Source organism: Synechococcus sp. CS-205 (genome assembly GCF_025128255.1).
Classification (GTDB): Bacteria; Cyanobacteriota; Cyanobacteriia; order PCC-6307; family Cyanobiaceae; genus Regnicoccus_A.
Genome location: NZ_JAHLZB010000049.1, coordinates 26,081 through 42,952, shown reverse-complemented (window position 1 = coordinate 42,952; position 16,872 = coordinate 26,081). Strand labels below are relative to the sequence as shown.

The window sequence follows — 16,872 nt, the reverse complement described above, 5'->3', positions numbered from 1 at the left end:
GGGTCGTCGTCTCACATCGTCGTCTCACATCGTCGTCTCAAGGTTGACGTATCCCCACCAGCTCTCATAGGAACTGGAGCACTGATGGGGGGCACGTCACGGGAACCACCTGGGGTGTAACTGCGGTAATGAGATGAACCCATGATAAGACATGAGCTTTTCGCATTATCCTTCAAAAGTTATCGATGGCTCAAGGGACCGTGAATCAACTTTTCGTCCTGATACACACGGCGTGAGTTGCTGCCGATCTCCTTTGGATTCCATCTCTTGCTCCCGCCCGTCTCGCCGACGAGGGTGGAGATGGCCATCTCAATACCTGTGGCTAAGGCTCAGGGGAAGTGCGCGGCTGGAAGGATCAAATTCTGTTGACTTCAGGAGCTTTCCGAGATTCACCTCAGATTCCAGAAGGCAAGCGTGGCCACTGTCTGGTAGCTGCACAGTACGCGCATTGGGAAGGTGTCGAACGAGTCTTCCGGCTTCATCAAGGGATGGGAGGAGCCGGTCTGCACCTGACGCCAGCAGCTGGACGGGCTGCTTGATTCGTCCCAAGGGCAACGTCTCAAGGGTGAACTTCGTGAGCAGGGAAATCCTCCAGGCAGCACTTCTGGGAGAAACTGATTGCATGGCCTGCAATAAAGCCTGTCGATTAGACAGAGAAACCCGCTGTGGCTGGATCAGGAGTGGAAGCAATCCGAAGGTTGATAGCCGATACAGGGTGGGCGGCAAGCGTTGAGTGATTGATGCTCCCCAGCTGACCCATGGTTGATGGACAGCAGAGGTGGCAGGATTGACAAGAATCAGATGTTGGCAAAGAGAAGGGTAGGAAGCTGCAAGCTGCAGGGCCAGACAACCACCAAAGGATTCACCGCAGATGTAGGTGGGACGTGACTTGACTTGACGCTGCTCATTGGCGATCAATCGAGCAGTTTGCGCGACAAGTGTTTCCCAGCCGGCCAAGTCATCCGAGGGAATGGAAAGGCAACGGATGTCAAATGAGGCCTTCAACCCTGAAATCTGAGGCCTGAATAGTGCTCCAGTTCCATCCATCCCTGGCAGATAGACAAACAGGGGACGGGACGGCTTGAGAGACCCGGCAAGGGGAGATGACAGTGGATTAACTAAGAGTGGCATTGAGGAAAGAGCCAGTTAAGAGCAGCCTTCGCGTATCAGTTTGATAATCTGATTCCGGCAAGAGTTGGTCAGCTCTCGTGCAAGCAAGCCACCTTGTCGCCCGTAATACTCTGCTCTTTGCTTGTCCTTGACCCATATGGGGTGTCCCGCAAGTACGCGGACATGCTGATAACGAACGCTGTGATGCCAGCCACCACGATCAAACAAGGGTTCTGATGGGTCAGCCAGTTTGAAGAGGCTGAGTGGGGCGAGGTTGCTTGTCTTCTCCTGAAGCGAAGCGATGGCTACTGGCAGGATGGCCACATCGCCAACTGAACCCCGCATGGCGAGGTGGGCAAAACCGCGGTGGAAGGACCTGATTCGATTTGGTGTCGATGAATGAATCATGGGTTCTGCACCCTCTGGAAAGATCCCGACAACTTCTTTCTCGTGCAGAAGACTGATGGCCTTCTGGAAAAAGTCCTTGTGTCTGTTTTGTGGTGCATCGAGAGGAAATGCCCCCATAGCTGAGACCATCTCCCTCAAGCCTGGCACCCGACTCATGTAGTAGTGGCATGCAAAACGTATTGGCCGGTTCAGTGCTGTCATCAGCAACGGAGCGTCCAGCAAGCTGCGGTGGTTGCTGACAAGGATGATGCGATTAACAGCAGGAACTCGCTCGATGAAATGATAAGTAGCTTTCGTGCCTGCGGCACTAATGAGAAGCCGTGAGAGATGGAGCGGCAGATCGGCAATCAGCTCAGGCGCTGATGCAACGGCGCTGGCTGCCAAAGGGCTTGGCAATGGAGATCTGATTTGTCTTCCTATCATGCCTTGGGGATGCTCGACATCGCTGAATGTGGGCAAGTATTATGTCTATTAATTAACTTGAATTGCGAGCGATGTAGTTATAAGCTTATTCCTGGCTGGAGGGCTCGCTCCATTGAGACAGCAGCTGGTTCGAAGCGTGCCGACTTGGTCGGTTGATTTAATGTCTAGCTGCTGAACCTGGTGAATACCAATTATACGGCGCTCATGGCTGAACCGCGTCTGGGGTGGTCCGCAGCGGCTACCACGCCTGGCGGCAGCGGTGGGAGGTGCCTGAAAGCGGGCGGCCGACAACGCCGTGATCACCGCAGACATCCCGAGTGTGTGCATGCAGCACCGCGGCTTCTGGGGCTGCCCCCCGGGTTCGCCATGAGCTCCGTTCAGCAGGCCAGCAGTTCGATCGGCAGCCACCGAGTCGCTCGACTCATGCGCCACGCCCAGCTGAGGGCCAGCAGCACCACCCCGGGCCGGGCCAGGTCCTCTCGGGTTCTGGGGGTGGTTCTCAGGCCCAAGGCGGCCAAGGCCTCATGGAGATCAGCTGACATTTTCACGGCTTTCGTCGACCAAGCGGGTCAGGAGCGGATGCTCGCGACTGTCGCCATTACTGCAAGAGGGGCCAGCGAATCGGCATGTGCCGTTTTTCAGTTCCACTTTGCTGGAGCCCTTGGCAGGGTTGCGGAGCTCCAGCAGCTTCACTGGGAACGACCGTTTGACCAGCCACGGCTTCGCCTGGTGATGCTCCTCCGAAAGATCCCCCATCCTGGGGATGTGGTGACGGTGACACCTGGGGATGGTGATGAGGTGGAAGGGGGCGACCTCTTCAGCAACCTCACCTCAGGGCCATGACGACAAAAGTCCTTACCAAGGAGGATCCAGCCGTACAACGGCTATGCAAGAAACGCGGAATATCTCTTGATCCAATGCCTACTATTGATTCAATGGTAGTGATGTTTCTTCGCAAGCATGGTGTTGACGTAACCCCGCCTCGTGGAACGACTGCTGGAGATGCTCTCAGCGGCGCCTTCTTCGGCGCAATGGGGCCTGCCGCTTCATTAGGCGGAGCTCACTTAAAGAATCAAGAGACAATCGCTGCGATGCAGGTGTGGACAAGCTGGAAACAGTGGGCCCTGGGTCATGCTGACTGGAAAGAGTACAGAAACGATGTCGAGCGTCGCTACGAGGAAAACCAGGCGCTTGTGGAAGAACTTCTTGAGGATCCTGGGTTTCGCTCAGCATGCATGAAAGAACAGGCAAGTCAAAAGCTAAATCAAATTACAGGATACAAGACACTCGTGGCTGCATTAATCGCAGGCTTCCTTGCCCTGGCGGGCATTGGCCATGTAACTGGCGGCTCAAAGTTGCCTACATTTATGTTCAATGACTCAGCCAGACCTTATCGCTAAGCCAAGCCGGGCCGGTCTGAATACAACACCCATAACGGGGAATAAGGACACCGCGATTCGTTTCTGAGGTGGCGTTTCGCAGGCATCGGAGGCCCGGCAATACTTCTCCCAACACCAATTCCATCACCTCAGTCAGCCCACCTTGCCTGAACTTCAGATCCATCTCCTTGATGACATGCTCCCCGTCCTGATTGGTGAGTCGTCTCCACCATTGTCGCGCCTCTCACCTTGTCACCAGGTGGTGCTCCATTGATTGACTCGCTCTTGAGCGGATTCAATTGCAGGCAAGTGACGTTGAGTCGATTGGATTGACAGATCCAGGGTGCTGCAGGAGGCTTAAGGATCAGCTCAGATCTGTGGCACTGATGCTTCCAGCCGTTGAACAGTTCATCGAACAGGTCAAAGCTGATGACGACCTGCAGCAGAAGCTGAAACGAGCCCTCAAAGCTGAAGAACTGGCCGAGCTGGCCGGCGAGGTGGGAATCACCTTCACACCGGCTGAACTGGTGAAGAGTTTCGCCCACCTGCTGCTGGAGAGCGACGATGACAGGGCCGTGGCCCTGTTCGACAACCTGGGCTGGGACGCCGGGGAATTGCTCTGGGCTCTGAAGGGTTGGGGACCCTGACTCAAGGCCACTGATTGTGGCGCCTTCGGTGGCGACTAGCCCGGGAGCGGCAGGTGCTGGAGCAGTAGCGAGCATCGCGCCGCCGGGCCTTGAACGGTTCATGGCAGCAGGCGCAGAGGTGCTGGGTCTGCGCGCTCCGGTCCTGCAGCGAGCGGCAGTCCGTCAGCTCGCCCAGCACAAGATCCAGGCCATAGCCTTCGCGCAACAGGCTCTCGCTGTCGGCATACCCAAGGGCCTGGGCCAGGCGGGGCGCCTCGAGCAGAAAACGCTGGAGCAGTTGCACCAACGCATAACCCTCCCCCCAGAACCAGCGACGTCGCTGACGCACCAGCTCAGGCCAGTGCTCGAGCGGCTGGTCGCTGAGACGATCATCGAAGGCCGGATCCGCAACAGGGCGGGCCCGGTTGACGCCTTGCTCAGCCGACGGGCTGGAGCGCTCCGATGCCATAGGCCATCCCCCCAAGCCCTGAACCGACTGCGCCAAAGCCTATGGGTTGTGGCCATCACAACCCGGACCCAACCGATCGGTTCTCGACAGGATCGGGCCGAGAATCAAGCCATCGCCACGGGAGAACATGGAACCAGCCAGGGACCCTGATGCCATCAGCAACGGCGCCCATGCCGCCCAGCTGATCCAGAAACAGACCCGTCGGCTGGGCCGTCTGCAGCCCGAGGTGCTGGCCGACTCGGATCCCGAACCGCTGCATCAGCTGCGGGTGAGCCTCCGGCGGTTGCGCACGGTTCTGGCGCAGTTCCAGCCGGCCCTGATCCTTCCCGATCATGTCAGTGAGCGCCGAATCGCCCGGGTGGCCCGTCGCACCGGACTCTGCCGTGATCTCGACGTGCTGCGCCAGCGCCTGGAGACTGGGCTGCTGCCCTCGCTGCCCCAGCGAGAGGCCAAGGCACTGAGGCCTGCCCTGAAGCACCTGGGCCGGGATCGGCGCCGGGCCTTCGAGGGTCTGGCGGAAGCCCTGCGCAGCCATCGCTACCTGAAGCTGCTGGAGCGCCTGCATCGCTGGCAGGATCGCCCCTGCTACACGAGCCTGGGGGCCTTGCCCTTGCAACCCTGGCTGGGGGAGTGGGGTGCCAAGGCCGTGGCCGGATTGTTTCTGGAACCGGGCTGGTTCAGCACAGACCCCAACGATCCAGCGCTGCATGGCCTTCGCAAGCGAATCAAGGGGGTGCGCTACGGCCTCGAGAACCTCGAGCCCTACCTCCAGCCATCCCTGAGCCACTGGATCGGCGATCTGAGGCAGGGCCAGGACATCCTGGGAGAGTTGCACGATCTGCAGGTGCTGGCCGAAGTGCTCGGGGATGTGCTCGGAACCACCCCCGCTCAGACGTTTCCCCAGCTCAGCCACTGGATCGAGCGCCAGCAGAGCGACGCCTGGCAGCACTGGCTGGCCCTCTCAGGCCGTCTTCGCCTGGACAGCAGCCGCAGGTCGCTGCTGGCCCTGCTGGCAGCGGTGGCGGATCAGGACACAAAAAAACCGGCTGGGGAAGCCGGTGAAGAAGCAATGAACGGCTGATCAATCGGAGCGGCGGGATTTGAACCCACGACCCCCACTACCCCAAAGTGGTGCGCTACCAAGCTGCGCTACGCCCCGTTAGAAGGGAAGCTATCACAGCCCCCGCGGCAGCCAGGACTCCCAGGCGCGTACCCGTTTCAGCCGCCGCAGAATGCGGGCGGTGAGCCGGTCGCGGCCCTGACTGGCGTAGCCCCAGAGGCGAAGCTGCCGGGCCAGCTGCCGCAGTTGCACCAGGTTCAGGGCCGCCAGGCGCAGTTCCGGCAAACGCCGCCAGGCGCTGGCTGTGACCGGCAGGGGATTGCCCTGGTTCACCCCCGGGATCGAGCGCATCGCGCCTCCGGCCATCCACTCGGGCACCAGCACGAACAGCACCGCCAGCAGGCCATAGAGCTCCACCAGACCCTTGGGCAAGGGGTGGAGTTGTCGTTTGCCGTCGGGGCCGTCGTCGGAGGATGCCAAGGAACTCAGAGCAGGGTGCCTTTCGGCTGGCCCGCCGGAGCGGCGGGGACACTGCGGCCCGGCGACTCCTTCCAGAGCAGGGGGGTCTCCCGGGCCGGCTGGAGCCGCACGCTCCAGAACACCAAGGCGGCCACCACTCCAAGGGTGATCGCCATCAGCAGCAGCACGGTTCGATCGGGGAGGGGGGTCATGCCATCAGACCTGATCCGTACGCAGGCAGAGCATCCGCTGCGGCAGCCGCTCCAGGGTGAGTTCATCGCCGCGCAGGATCAGGCGCAGACGATCGGTGCCGTAGCGCAGGCCGGGGAGGGGCGAGTCTTCGCGGAAGAGGGTGGTGCGGGAGCGGCCGGCCAGCAGCGAGGCCTGGGCGTCGTTGCGCTCCACCACCACCTTGTTGGAGTCGTTGCAGAGGAAGGTTTCGCGCACCTCGTAGTTCTCCCACCAGGGCGAGGACATCGCCACGGCCGCGCCAGCGAAGGGAAGGCCGAGCAGGGGAACCCAGGCCATAAGCCGAGGCCAGCCGGGCCTGCGGTGCTGCTTTGTCGACGACATCCCCATGACCTGGCAAGCCTTGAGTTTGCACCAGCCGCCCAGGGAACGCCAGGCATCAGCGATCCCTCACCCCGGCAGCACCTGGCGGTAACCGCCGGCAGTGATCACCTGCAGGGGGGTTTCGAACAGGGCACTGAGGGGGGCCTCGTCCAGCAGCTCCGCCGCCGGGCCATCCGCCATGACCGCACCCTCACGCAACAGCACACAGCGGCTGATCTCGGGAATGATCGACTCGATCTGATGGGTGACGAGCAGCAGGGTGGTGCCGGCCTGGGCCAGCTCTCGCAGGTCGATCAGCAGCTGGTGTTTGGCGCGCAGGTCGAGCCCGGCGGTGGGCTCATCCAGCACCAGCACCTGGGGATCGTGCACCAGGGCGCGCGCCAGCAGCAGGCGGGTGCGCTGGCCATCGGAGAGATGGCGGTAGGGCCGTTCGGCCAGCGATTCCAGCCGCAGCCGGACCATCAGCTCACGCACCCGCTCGCGCTGCTCGGGGCTGGGGTGCTGGCTGGGGCCGATCCCCACCGAGCCGAAGAATCCCGAGAGCACCACGTCTTGGGCGCTGACTCCCGGGACGTAGCCGGCCTGGAGGTCACGGGAGACAAGTCCGATCCGGGCACGCAGATCCCAGAGGTTGACTGTTTCACTCCCGAACAGGCGCAGGTTGGAGCCCGGCTTGACCACGGGATAGATCTCACGGCTGACCAACTTGATCAGGGCGCTCTTGCCGGCCCCGTTCGGCCCCAGGATCACGGTGTTCTCCCCCCGGTGGAGGAGCAGGCTGAGGTTGTCGAACACCCGCCGGGGACCCAGCCAGGCCTCCACGGCCTGCAACTCGAGGTAGGGGTCGGCGGCCGTCATGGGATCTGTTGCAATGCCTCCAGCGCCAGCTGAAGGGAGGGGGCCAGGGGCCGGGCCTGCTGAAGTCTGGGGCTCCAGATCTGGCCGGAAGCCAACTCCTCGAAGCCGGCGAGGACCATGTCCTGCCCCTCCAGAAGCTGCAGCGCCTCCAGGGGCACGGGCAGACCCGAGCGGAAGAAGTGGGCGATGCGCTGGGGACTGCTGTGGCTGAACCAGAAGTGAAGGTCGCCGGAGCACCAGCTGATTTCCTCCTGCAGCTCCCGCCGCAGGGCCTGCTCGGGACTCTCCCCCGGGTCGAGATGACCGCCGAAGAGGCCCCAGGTGCCCGGGGCCACGATGCCCGCGAGGTCGTCCCGGAGCTGCAGCAACCAACGCCCCTCCTGCTCGAGAATTGCCAGGGCCACCTCCACCATCAGACCGGCTCAGGCAGGGCCTGCATCAGGCCGGTCCATCGAGCACGAAGCGGTAGCGCACATCGCCTTGGTGCAGCCGGGCGATGGCGGTGTTGATCTCGGCCATCGGCAGATGCTCCACCAGCGGCGCGATGCCGTGGCGAGCACAGAACTCCACCATGCGGCGCAGGGAGGCCGGAGATGAGGTGGGGCTGCCGGTGACGCTGCGACGTCCGGCAATCAGCGGGAAGGCCGGGATCTGCAGGGGGTTGAGCGGCACACCGAGCTGATGCAGCCGGCCCAGGGGCGCGAGGCTGGCGATCAGGACCGGCCAATCGAGAGCGTGGTTGCTCGTGTTGATCACCAGATCGAAGGCGCCCGGATGGGAACCCAGCTCGGAGAGGGCCATCACCCGGTGGGCTCCGAGACGGCGGGCCTCGTCCGCCTTGGCCAGGGAGGTGGTGAGCGCAGTGACCTCACAGCCCCAGGCCCGGGCGAACTGAAGCGCGAGGTGCCCCAGCCCGCCAATGCCGATCACAGCCACCCGCGCCGTGGGCGAGACGGCCTCATCGAAGAGCGGAGCGAAGACGGTGATTCCACCACAGAACAACGGCCCGGCATCGGCGGGCGAAACTCCGTCGGGAATGGGCACGATCCAGTCCTGATGGGCCATGACATGGCTGGCGAAACCACCATGGCGCCCCACCACCGACGCCTCGAGCGAGGGGCAGAGGTTGGCGTTGCCACCGAGGCACCAGTCACAGTGGCGGCAGCTGCCGGCGATCCAGCCCAGGCCCTGGGTCGTTCCCAGCAGACCGCTGTCCACTCCGGCACCCACCGCCGCCACCCGACCGACCACCTCATGGCCGGGCACGAGTGGATAGGTGCTGACCCCCCAGGCGTTCTCGAGCATCGAGAGGTCGCTGTGGCACAGCCCGCAGTGCAGCACCTCCAGCAGCACCTCATCCGGGCCCGGATCCAGCAGCGTGGCCTTGGAGCGCTCCAGCGGAGCACCCTTGGCCGCCGCCTGCCACACGGTGATCTCCACCCGTCCTCAGCGTTGGGAAATCAACGTAACGCAGCCTCATGGACGTCGTTCCAGCAGGAACAGATAGGGCCGCTGGACGCCCTTCTCCTGCATCAGCCCCAGAACGGTGTCGCCATCCACCCGGCGAAAGGTGTCCTGCACCGGCAGATGGTCGTAGAGCATCGTGGCGCTCACCACACCGCGCACCTCCATCCGCCGCAGCCGGGCCTGGGAGTGCTCGGTGCGAAGCAGCCACAAGGCCCGGCGCAGCAAGGGCAGCGGCAGGGGCAACGACCGGGGGGAGAGGCGGCGTGCCAGGGCAAGCGACCCTGGCAGAGCGCGGATGGGGAAGGGTTCCCCAGCCCCGAGGCGCATCAGCAGGGGATGCACATGCTCCGCATCGAGGAACTCCTTGCCGTACCAACCCGAGGCCTCCAACCAGCCCTCCATGGGATGACCGGTGCGGATCTCGCGGCCTTCCCAGCGGCCCCAGAGGAGGTCAAGAGGCACCGGAGGCAATCCATCAAAGACTGCCAGCGCCTGCTCGAGGCCGGCACGGCGTTCCTGCAACAGGGCATGGAGGCTGGGGTCGTTGGCCATGGTCTGAACCCTGGGCGGTTGGAAAGGTGACGGCGCAACACGACCTGCACCTTCAACGTCCCGCGGCCGATCAGCCTGGAGAGCCCCGCAGAACGACAAACATGGTGGCGGCCCTGGTGATCCTGGCGGTGATCGTGGCAGTTGCAGCGCTGCTCAATCCCTCCCGGGAAGACTTCCGCTGGTTTCTGCAGCTGCACCGGCCTCGCTGGCTGACTTTCGAGCGCTGGATCCCGGCGATCTGGCTGGTGATCTACCTCTGCTTCTATGTCTCCGCACTGCTGGTGTGGCAGGCCACAGCCAGCCTGGCGCTGATGGGCGGGTACCTGGTGCTGGTGGTGCTGGTGCAGAGCTACACGCTGGTGATCTGCCGCAGCCGCAGCCTGCGCAACGGCACCCTGATCGGCCTGGCCGGCTGGGCCTGGGGCATGGCGCTGGGGGTGGTGGTGGTCTCGCAGATGCGACCGGCGGCGGTGCTGCTGATTCCCTTCCTGCTCTGGAGCCCGGTGGGCAGCTTCGTGACCTGGCGCATGGAGAGGCTCAACCGCTGAGGCTCTCGTCCGGGTGCTCGACGTGCTGCTCAACGGCCTCCCAGACCACGCGATAGGCCTGGGTCTCGGATTCACCCCATGGCTGGGTGGCGGGCTGATGCCAGGCCACCTGGCGTGAGAGCTCGCCGAAATCCTCAGGCAGGTCGTCCAGGTCGAGCAGGGTCAGGGCTTCGGGCAGATCCAGTGAATGGACGGTCATGGGGACACCTCCTCTTTGTGAAGCCAGTGGCTGGGCAACACGGGACGTGTGCCCATCTCCAAGCTGCCACGGCAGTGGGCAACTGGCTCAGGGGCGCTTGATCAGTCGCAACAGCAGCACCGCCAGCGCAGCACCGATGGCCGCCCTGATCACGCCATCCAGCAGCGCACCGCCCAGGGAGGGGCCCAGACCCGCCAGCGCCAGGCCACCGATCAGGGCACCGAGGACCCCGGCCACCAGGTGCATCACCAGCCCACCGGCCATCCATCCGGCGACCACACCCACGAGCAGGAACAACAGAACAGTCATGGGCTGATCAAAGCAGTGAAGGAGGGAACCATCGCCATCGGCGTGCCTGGAGGCCTGAGGACAGCCCGATGAAACGGGGGGCCTACCAGGATCAGCCCCATGGTCCCTGATCGACAGACCATGGCACCAACAACTGAGGGCTTCCCCTGAAACGATCCAACCAAGGCGCTCTCAGCTGCAGACCTTGATGTAGGTGGAATCAAAGTCCGGCGTATTCAGGTTGAAGTCAGTGTTCAGTGAACGGCCTTGACGAAAGCTGGAGCAGCCCAGTTCACGGCGCCCTTGGAGAAAGAGAATTTCACCGCGATTGAAATAATACAAGGCCTCGTCGGGCACCAGCTCAATCGCCTTGTTGTAGTCGTCAAGGGCTCCCTTGTAATCCTGAAGAGATTGGCGGGTGACGCCACGGTTGTTGTAGGCCGTTGCATTCTTCGGATCGAGCTCGATGGCCTTGCCGTAATGCTCAAGCACGTTGGAATAATCCCCTGGCTTGAGAGCACCTTTCACATCAGCAAGACGGAGATAGGCATCTGAATGATCTGGCTCCAGCTGGATCGCCTGCAGGCAATCCGCCATCGCTTGATTGAGCTGATTGAGTTCGCGCTGGGCCCTGCAGCGGTCGATCCAGGCCGTGGCGAACTTTGGATTGATCTTGATCGCCTCACTGCAGGCCTGCACAGCACCCTGCCAATCTGAAGAATTGATCCGTTCCCTGCACAGGGCCGCTTCAGCGGGGATGCCAGCAGGATCGCTCCTGGCCATCGTCGCGTTGGGCACCACTTCACCGGCGCGCACCGCCGCTGGCACAAGTCCAAATGGCAGCACGATGGGGAGCATGCAGGGAAGCACGGTCAGCAGGAGCCTGCGCATTCTGGGGGCCATGGTGGTGAATCGTTTGCGGAAAGAGGACGACTGCACAGCGGTGTGAAAACTGAACTCACGATCTGGAGGACCCTGAGAAAGGGTGAAAAGCGTGGATCAGCAAAAGGAGTGAATGGAGAACAATCATAAAGAGTTGTCAATGGAACTTGGTTGAGCAACCTAACTCATATCGATTCAATCTAGAGGTCGATCGAGCAATCTCTGCAAGAGTCTGCTCAGGAAGATGGCGTTTTTTGGTGATGCCATCGACGGCTAATTGCCTATCAGTGATTGGCTGGCGGGCTATGCCACGAGGTTCAATCCAGTTATTCTAACGTTTCCTTGCGGCGACTCACCAAAGCCACAGGGAATAGCAAAGCTTCAGCCAGAGCGGCTGCATCAGCACGCCACTCACCAGCGGAGAACGCAAAGGATCATGGGGGATCAGAACAGGAAGCACCGTTCCCACCTGCCAATGCCCAACACGGCTCGGCCGAAACTGATCACCTACGACGCGAAGGATCCGGATACCTCCTCCCCTGCGATCGAGCAGTTGCGACCGCCCGAGGGAGCGCCAAACGTGCTGCTCCTTTTGATCGATGATGCCGGGTTCGGCTCTTCCAGCGCCTTCGGTGGCCCCTGCCAGACGCCCACGGCAGAGAAACTGGCTGCTGGCGGTCTGAAGTTCAACCGCTTCCACAGCACCGCTCTGTGCTCGCCTTCGCGCCAGGCGCTGCTCACCGGGCGCAACCACCACTCTGCCGGCATGGGCGGAATCACCGAGATCGCCACAGGGGCGCCTGGCTACTGCTCGGTTCTGCCCAACAGCATGGCCCCTCTGGCCAAAACATTGAGGCTGAATGGCTACGCCACCGCGCAGTTCGGCAAATGCCACGAAGTGCCGGTGTGGCAGACCAGCCCCGTCGGACCATTCGACGCCTGGCCGACGGGCGGCGGCGGCTTCGATCATTTCTATGGATTTGTCGGCGGCGAAGCCAATCAGTGGTACCCCACGCTCTATGAAGGCACCACACCGGTGGAGCCTGACAAGACACCCGAGCAGGGCTACCACCTCGTGGAGGACATGGCCGACAAGGCCATGAACTGGATCGCGCAGCAGAAAGCACTGACGCCCGATCAGCCCTTCTTCACCTATTTCGCGCCTGGCGCCACTCATGCTCCGCATCACGTGCCAAAGGAATGGGCCGATCAATACAAAGGCCAATTCGATGCAGGCTGGGATGCTCTACGCGAGCAGACGATCGCCCGCCAAAAGCAATTGGGTGTGATCCCGCCGGAATGCGAACTCACTGACCGCCACAGTGAAATCCCCGCCTGGGAAGAGATGCCGGAGGCCTTCCGCCCGGTGCTGAGCCGCCAGATGGAGGTCTATGCCGGGTTCATGGCCTATACCGATCATCACGTGGGGCGAATTATCGAAGGCCTCGAAAAGCTCGGCATTCTCGACAACACACTTATTTATTACATCATTGGTGACAACGGTGCCTCTGCCGAGGGTTCGTTGAATGGCTGTTTCAATGAGATGAGCTATTTCAATGGCCTGCAGGCGCTTGAAACGCCTGAGTACCTGAGCGAGCGGCTCGACAAGCTGGGCGGGACTGAGTCCTACAACCACTACGCGGTGGGCTGGGCCCACGCGATGAACACGCCCTACCAGTGGACCAAACAGGTGGCGTCCCACTTCGGAGGCACGCGCAATGGCACCGTCGTCCACTGGCCCAAGGGGATCCAGGCCAAGGGCGAGATCCGCTCCCAGTTCACCCATTTGATCGATGTGGCACCGACGATTCTGGAGGCCGCCGGCCTGCCTGAACCCATGTCCGTCGATGGAATCCAGCAGGATCCGATCGAAGGGGTGAGCATGCTCTACACCTTCGACGATCCGGCCGCCGCTGAGCGGCACGAAACCCAGTACTTCGAGATGTTCGGCAACCGCGGCATCTATCACAAGGGATGGACGGCTGTGACCCACCACTCCACGCCCTGGGTGCAGGCCGCTCCGCCTGCCCTTGATGACGACGTCTGGGAGCTCTACGACACGAGTCAAGACTGGAGCCAGGCCAAGGATCTCGCCAGGGAGATGCCGCAGAAACTGCACGAGCTGAAGCGTCTCTGGTTGATCGAGGCCACGCGCTACAAGGTGCTGCCGATCGACGATCGGCTGCTCGAGAAGCTCAACCCAGACACGGCCGGCCGGCCGACCCTGATCAAGGGCAAGACGCAACTGCTGTTCGGTGGGATGGGCCGCCTGTCAGAGAACTGCGTTCTCAACATCAAGAACAAATCACACTCGGTCACGGCCGAGATCGTGGTGCCGGAGAACGGTGCTGAGGGGGTGATCATCTCTCAGGGCGCCAACATCGGCGGCTGGAGCCTGTATGCCAAAAGAGGGAAACTCAAGTACTGCTACAACTGGGGAGGCTTCCAGCGGTTCTATGTGGAGGGGGAGTCGCCCATCCCTGCCGGTGAACACCAGGTGCGGATGGAGTTCTCCTACGCCGGCGGCGGCCTGGGCAAGGGCGGCACCGTCACCCTCTACACCGACGGCCAGAAGGTGGGCCAAGGGCCGATCGGCGCCAGCCTGGCGATGATCTTCTCCGCTGATGACGGTTGCGACGTAGGCGAGGACAGCGGCGCGCCAGTGTCGGAAGACTATGGGCCGCGTGGCAATGCCTTCAATGGCCGGGTCAAGGGCGTGCAGCTGGCGATCGATGACGCGGCCGAGAACCTGGATCACCTCATCGATCCGGCCGTGGCGGTCCAGCTGGCGATGGCGCGGCAATAAGCCGATCGCTTTCGCCGAGGTGCCTCCCTCTGCTGATCAGGGCAGGGGGAGGCGGGCATTGGGCGGGATGGGCCTGACGGGCTGACTTAATTCAGTAGGGCACCGAGACCGATCTGGTGGAGAATCCCCTGGCCAGAGAGGGCCTCGACCAACAGCCCGATCACGAAACCAAGCATGGCGAGCCGCCCATTCAGGAGCTCTGCACGGCGGTGAAAGCCCCACCCGCTTTCGCTATCTGGACTGGCTCGGTACATCCTCGGCTCAACGACAGCGGGATCAAGCAACTTAGAGCCATCGGAATCCCACATGCCTCCCTCTGATTCTGCGTAATTCTTGACTTTGGAAAGTTCTGATGGAGCTGTCATGGCATTCACCTTGATCAGTGTGATGGGCTGTGGCGAAGGGAACGGAGGGCAGCATCCATGGCCTCAATCTCCATGGCGTTTGCCAGCGGATCTTCTGGAATTTTCATCAAACGCATCGAATCAATTCTGCTCGATCTTCCCTTTCTACCCACAATTCTAGTCGAAGTACTTTCCTCGAACCCATAAGCCGCAGGCCGAATCTGCCAGTGACGGATTACCGCCTGCTCGGATCAGGCATGGGTCTGCATTGATGCCGTTGTGGGTGAGGAAATCCGTATGGCCCATCCACCCGGCTCAATCAGTGAGCAGATGCCCGGTCTTGACCCAGATGGTGCAGCCGGCCTCACTCCACGGGCGGTGGCAGCTGGCGTGGGGATTGCGCAGCCAGCTGCCGGTGGGATAGTTGCCCTGCTCGTCCTGGAAGACGCCATCCAGCACAAGGATTTCCTCGCCGCCAGGGTGCCCATGGGACTGGAAGCGCGTACCCGGAGCCCAGCGCACCAGGGCCACATGCTCGGAACCAAAGGCGTGGAGCGGCAGCACCTGCAGGCCAGCCACCAGGCCTGGCAACCAGTCGCTGCTGCAGGTGTCGATCACCACGGTCTGCTGATCAAGCGGGTGCATCTGATGCAGTTTCACCAGGAGGGTGCAGCCCTGCTCACTGAAGGGCGCATGAGCGGAGCCGGCCGGGTTGCGCAGGTAGGTGCCGGCTGGGTGGTCGCCCTGCTCGTCGGAGAACGTGCCCTCCAGCACCAGGATCTCCTCGCCACCCCCATGGCTGTGCCGCTCGAATCGGCTTCCGGGGGCATAACGCACGATCGAGGTGGCACGGGCCACTTCACCGCCAAGGCGATCGAGCATGCGCCGCTCCACCCCTGCCATCGGCGAGGGGCTCCAGGGGAGGGCCGCGGTGTCGAGCACCACCCGCTGGGCGAGATCAGCGTGGAGTTCCATGACTTTGATTCTGCTGGCCTGGCTCAGGTGAAGACCTTTGTCATGAGATGAAGACCCATTGCGCCTGGAGCGCTTCCCCTTGCGTGGAGCGGACGTCCGTCCGATTGTGTGTTCATCGGGATTCGGAGGTTCCAGCCCATGGACGACACCCCCCCTGAGCAGGTGATAGGAGCGAACTGACGTTCGGACCCTGCTCCAACAATCTTCAAGGATCACTGGTTTCCCTGGCGTCCCCTATCGACGCCGTCCAATGCACCGTTCACGGCCCTGCCTCAGGTGCCCCGGACCGAATTGGGAAGCCCCGCTAGAGCCATGGCCCCAGGTGCCATCGCCAGGCAGCTCCGCCCCACAACTGAAGACACCAGATCGGACGAAACGTCCGCTGAACCAGCTGCGATCCTTCACCGGCTACACAGCTGACCAGACAAAGCCCGGGGCCAAGGCCCTGGGCTTTGTTGTGGCTACCACGGCAGCACAGGCAAGCTGGGCTGGGCAGCGGCAAGACCTCTGAATCCCTGAAGCCATCCAGCCATCGAGACGCCCAGGACCTGCTTCTGTCGCTACACCGCCTCAGCGCCGGGAGCATTGCTCTTGAGTGGCGCTCTGCAGATCCTGTTCCTCCGTGCTGAGGACCCGCAAGTCGGCGACGAGTCACCGGTGTGGTTCAGAGCGTGATCGGGCCGCCGGGGCTGCGCAGGACGCAATGGGGCTGGCTCCAGTCGTAGTGATCCCAGACCTTGGCGGGGAGCTTGAAGTGAGAACCGGGGAACGTGCCCAGGGTCACCCCGCTAGGCCGCGCGGAGCAGTAGGGCCTGCTGCCGGGCCGTTCCAGGTACTGCTGGTGGTGGGTTTCGGCGAAGTAGAAGGGCTTGCCGGCCAGCAGTTCGGTGGTGATCTCCGGGAAACCGGCGGCGCTCAGCTGCTCCTGGTAATGGTCGCGGCTGGCGCGCGCCAGCTCGGCCTGGGCCTCGGTACTGGTCACGATCGCCGAGCGGTACTGGCTGCCGCGATCGTTGCCCTGGCCCATGCCCTGGGTGGGGTCATGGCATTCCCAGAACAGCTTGAGCAGATCGGCGAAGCCCACCTGATCGGTGTCCCACACCACCCGCACCGCTTCGGTGTGGCCGGTGCGGCCGGAGCACACCTCCTCGTAGGTGGGGTTGGGGGTGTGGCCGCCGCAGTAGCCCACGGCGGTGGTGACCACGCCGGGCAGACGCCAGAAGCCTTTCTCCGCACCCCAGAAGCATCCGCAACCAAAGAAGGCCTCCTCCTGGCCAGGCAGGAGAGGCGCCTGGAGAGGGGTGCCGAGCACAACATGGGTGCTGGCCGTGGGAATCGGCGTGTCACGTCCCGGCAGAGCCTCCTCGGCAGAAACAATCCTGCCCTTGGTTGCGCCGGGGGCCTGGTTGAAGAGTCCGAACACCGCTGCTCTGCTTAGGCCTTGAG

23 protein-coding genes and 1 tRNA gene are annotated in these 16,872 nt (G+C 62.5%); 5 read left to right on the top strand and 19 right to left on the bottom strand.

Annotation, left to right across the window (positions count from 1 at the left end):
* Window positions 1–309: 309 nt before the first annotated feature.
* The 4 genes from KQ297_RS11770 to KQ297_RS11755 all read right to left on the bottom strand — a co-directional run bounded on the left by KQ297_RS11770 (window position 310) and on the right by KQ297_RS11755 (window position 2,697).
* Complete coding sequence (locus tag KQ297_RS11770; protein ID WP_259739582.1) at window positions 310–1,131, bottom strand: alpha/beta fold hydrolase; 822 nt, start codon at window positions 1,129–1,131, stop codon at window positions 310–312.
* A gap of 15 nt (window positions 1,132–1,146) precedes the next feature.
* Window positions 1,147–1,902, bottom strand: a complete 756-nt coding sequence (locus tag KQ297_RS11765; RefSeq protein ID WP_259739581.1) for a 1-acyl-sn-glycerol-3-phosphate acyltransferase — start codon at window positions 1,900–1,902, stop codon at window positions 1,147–1,149.
* Between the two features lie 416 nt (window positions 1,903–2,318).
* Entirely contained in the window at window positions 2,319–2,459 is a 141-nt protein-coding gene (locus KQ297_RS11760) for a hypothetical protein (RefSeq protein ID WP_259739580.1), read from the bottom strand.
* Window positions 2,460–2,472: 13 nt separating this feature from the next.
* Window positions 2,473–2,697 carry a hypothetical protein gene (locus KQ297_RS11755; RefSeq protein ID WP_259739579.1) on the bottom strand — a complete coding sequence of 75 codons (225 nt, stop codon included), beginning with the start codon at window positions 2,695–2,697 and terminating at the stop codon, window positions 2,473–2,475.
* Between the two features lie 83 nt (window positions 2,698–2,780).
* Between KQ297_RS11755 and KQ297_RS11750 the strand changes: the two genes are divergently transcribed.
* Both KQ297_RS11750 and KQ297_RS11745 read left to right on the top strand, forming a co-directional pair.
* Entirely contained in the window at window positions 2,781–3,341 is a 561-nt protein-coding gene (locus KQ297_RS11750) for a hypothetical protein (protein WP_259739578.1), read from the top strand.
* A 365-nt stretch (window positions 3,342–3,706) separates the two neighbouring features.
* Entirely contained in the window at window positions 3,707–3,967 is a 261-nt protein-coding gene (locus KQ297_RS11745) for a Nif11-like leader peptide family natural product precursor (RefSeq protein ID WP_259739577.1), read from the top strand.
* Window position 3,968: 1 nt separating this feature from the next.
* On the opposite strand, the gene KQ297_RS11740 is transcribed toward KQ297_RS11745, so the two are convergent.
* Complete coding sequence (locus KQ297_RS11740) at window positions 3,969–4,415, bottom strand: hypothetical protein (RefSeq protein ID WP_259739576.1); 447 nt, start codon at window positions 4,413–4,415, stop codon at window positions 3,969–3,971.
* A gap of 127 nt (window positions 4,416–4,542) precedes the next feature.
* Between KQ297_RS11740 and KQ297_RS11735 the strand changes: the two genes are divergently transcribed.
* Complete coding sequence (locus KQ297_RS11735; protein ID WP_259739575.1) at window positions 4,543–5,496, top strand: CHAD domain-containing protein; 954 nt, start codon at window positions 4,543–4,545, stop codon at window positions 5,494–5,496.
* 4 nt (window positions 5,497–5,500) lie between these two features.
* On the opposite strand, the gene KQ297_RS11730 is transcribed toward KQ297_RS11735, so the two are convergent.
* The 8 genes from KQ297_RS11730 to KQ297_RS11695 form a co-directional block, all read right to left on the bottom strand.
* A tRNA-Pro gene (locus KQ297_RS11730) sits at window positions 5,501–5,574 on the bottom strand.
* 15 nt (window positions 5,575–5,589) lie between these two features.
* Entirely contained in the window at window positions 5,590–5,955 is a 366-nt protein-coding gene (locus tag KQ297_RS11725; protein WP_259739574.1) for a hypothetical protein, read from the bottom strand.
* A gap of 5 nt (window positions 5,956–5,960) precedes the next feature.
* Window positions 5,961–6,146: a hypothetical protein gene (locus KQ297_RS11720; RefSeq protein ID WP_259739573.1), complete on the bottom strand. Its 186-nt coding sequence runs from the start codon at window positions 6,144–6,146 to the stop codon at window positions 5,961–5,963.
* Window positions 6,147–6,150: 4 nt separating this feature from the next.
* Window positions 6,151–6,462, bottom strand: a complete 312-nt coding sequence (locus KQ297_RS11715; protein WP_259739572.1) for a hypothetical protein — start codon at window positions 6,460–6,462, stop codon at window positions 6,151–6,153.
* A 111-nt stretch (window positions 6,463–6,573) separates the two neighbouring features.
* Window positions 6,574–7,365 (bottom strand): ABC transporter ATP-binding protein, encoded by a 792-nt coding sequence (locus tag KQ297_RS11710; RefSeq protein WP_259739571.1) that lies wholly within the window; start codon window positions 7,363–7,365, stop codon window positions 6,574–6,576.
* Window positions 7,362–7,778, bottom strand: coding sequence for an NUDIX domain-containing protein (locus KQ297_RS11705; RefSeq protein ID WP_259739570.1), 417 nt, complete (start codon window positions 7,776–7,778; stop codon window positions 7,362–7,364). Before KQ297_RS11705 ends, KQ297_RS11710 begins: the two co-directional genes overlap by 4 nt.
* Window positions 7,779–7,803: 25 nt before the next feature.
* Window positions 7,804–8,805, bottom strand: a complete 1,002-nt coding sequence (locus KQ297_RS11700) for an NAD(P)-dependent alcohol dehydrogenase (protein WP_259739569.1) — start codon at window positions 8,803–8,805, stop codon at window positions 7,804–7,806.
* A gap of 36 nt (window positions 8,806–8,841) precedes the next feature.
* Window positions 8,842–9,384: a DUF4334 domain-containing protein gene (locus KQ297_RS11695; RefSeq protein WP_259739568.1), complete on the bottom strand. Its 543-nt coding sequence runs from the start codon at window positions 9,382–9,384 to the stop codon at window positions 8,842–8,844.
* A 101-nt stretch (window positions 9,385–9,485) separates the two neighbouring features.
* Between KQ297_RS11695 and KQ297_RS11690 the strand changes: the two genes are divergently transcribed.
* Window positions 9,486–9,932: a TspO/MBR family protein gene (locus KQ297_RS11690; RefSeq protein WP_259739567.1), complete on the top strand. Its 447-nt coding sequence runs from the start codon at window positions 9,486–9,488 to the stop codon at window positions 9,930–9,932.
* On the opposite strand, the gene KQ297_RS11685 is transcribed toward KQ297_RS11690, so the two are convergent.
* From KQ297_RS11685 to KQ297_RS11675, 3 genes are all read right to left on the bottom strand, one after another.
* Window positions 9,922–10,131, bottom strand: a complete 210-nt coding sequence (locus KQ297_RS11685; RefSeq protein ID WP_259739566.1) for a hypothetical protein — start codon at window positions 10,129–10,131, stop codon at window positions 9,922–9,924. The two genes, KQ297_RS11690 and KQ297_RS11685, sit on opposite strands and share 11 nt — an antisense overlap.
* An 87-nt stretch (window positions 10,132–10,218) precedes the next feature.
* Window positions 10,219–10,440: a GlsB/YeaQ/YmgE family stress response membrane protein gene (locus KQ297_RS11680; RefSeq protein ID WP_259739565.1), complete on the bottom strand. Its 222-nt coding sequence runs from the start codon at window positions 10,438–10,440 to the stop codon at window positions 10,219–10,221.
* 171 nt (window positions 10,441–10,611) lie between these two features.
* Window positions 10,612–11,277 carry a tetratricopeptide repeat protein gene (locus tag KQ297_RS11675; RefSeq protein WP_259739564.1) on the bottom strand — a complete coding sequence of 222 codons (666 nt, stop codon included), beginning with the start codon at window positions 11,275–11,277 and terminating at the stop codon, window positions 10,612–10,614.
* 301 nt (window positions 11,278–11,578) lie between these two features.
* Here KQ297_RS11675 and KQ297_RS11670 point away from each other — a divergent pair, with 301 nt between their 5' ends.
* A complete protein-coding gene (locus KQ297_RS11670; protein WP_311134003.1) occupies window positions 11,579–14,107 on the top strand; it encodes a sulfatase-like hydrolase/transferase in 2,529 nt (842 codons plus the stop codon).
* A gap of 86 nt (window positions 14,108–14,193) precedes the next feature.
* Here the strand turns inward: KQ297_RS11670 and KQ297_RS11665 are convergent, their stop codons facing one another.
* The 3 genes from KQ297_RS11665 to msrA all read right to left on the bottom strand — a co-directional run bounded on the left by KQ297_RS11665 (window position 14,194) and on the right by msrA (window position 16,849).
* Window positions 14,194–14,361, bottom strand: coding sequence for a chlorophyll a/b-binding protein (locus KQ297_RS11665; RefSeq protein WP_255441460.1), 168 nt, complete (start codon window positions 14,359–14,361; stop codon window positions 14,194–14,196).
* A 405-nt stretch (window positions 14,362–14,766) separates the two neighbouring features.
* Entirely contained in the window at window positions 14,767–15,426 is a 660-nt protein-coding gene (locus tag KQ297_RS11660; RefSeq protein ID WP_259739563.1) for a cupin domain-containing protein, read from the bottom strand.
* A 664-nt stretch (window positions 15,427–16,090) separates the two neighbouring features.
* A complete protein-coding gene (gene msrA / locus KQ297_RS11655; protein ID WP_399251709.1) occupies window positions 16,091–16,849 on the bottom strand; it encodes a peptide-methionine (S)-S-oxide reductase MsrA in 759 nt (252 codons plus the stop codon).
* Between the last annotated feature and the right edge of the window lie 23 nt (window positions 16,850–16,872).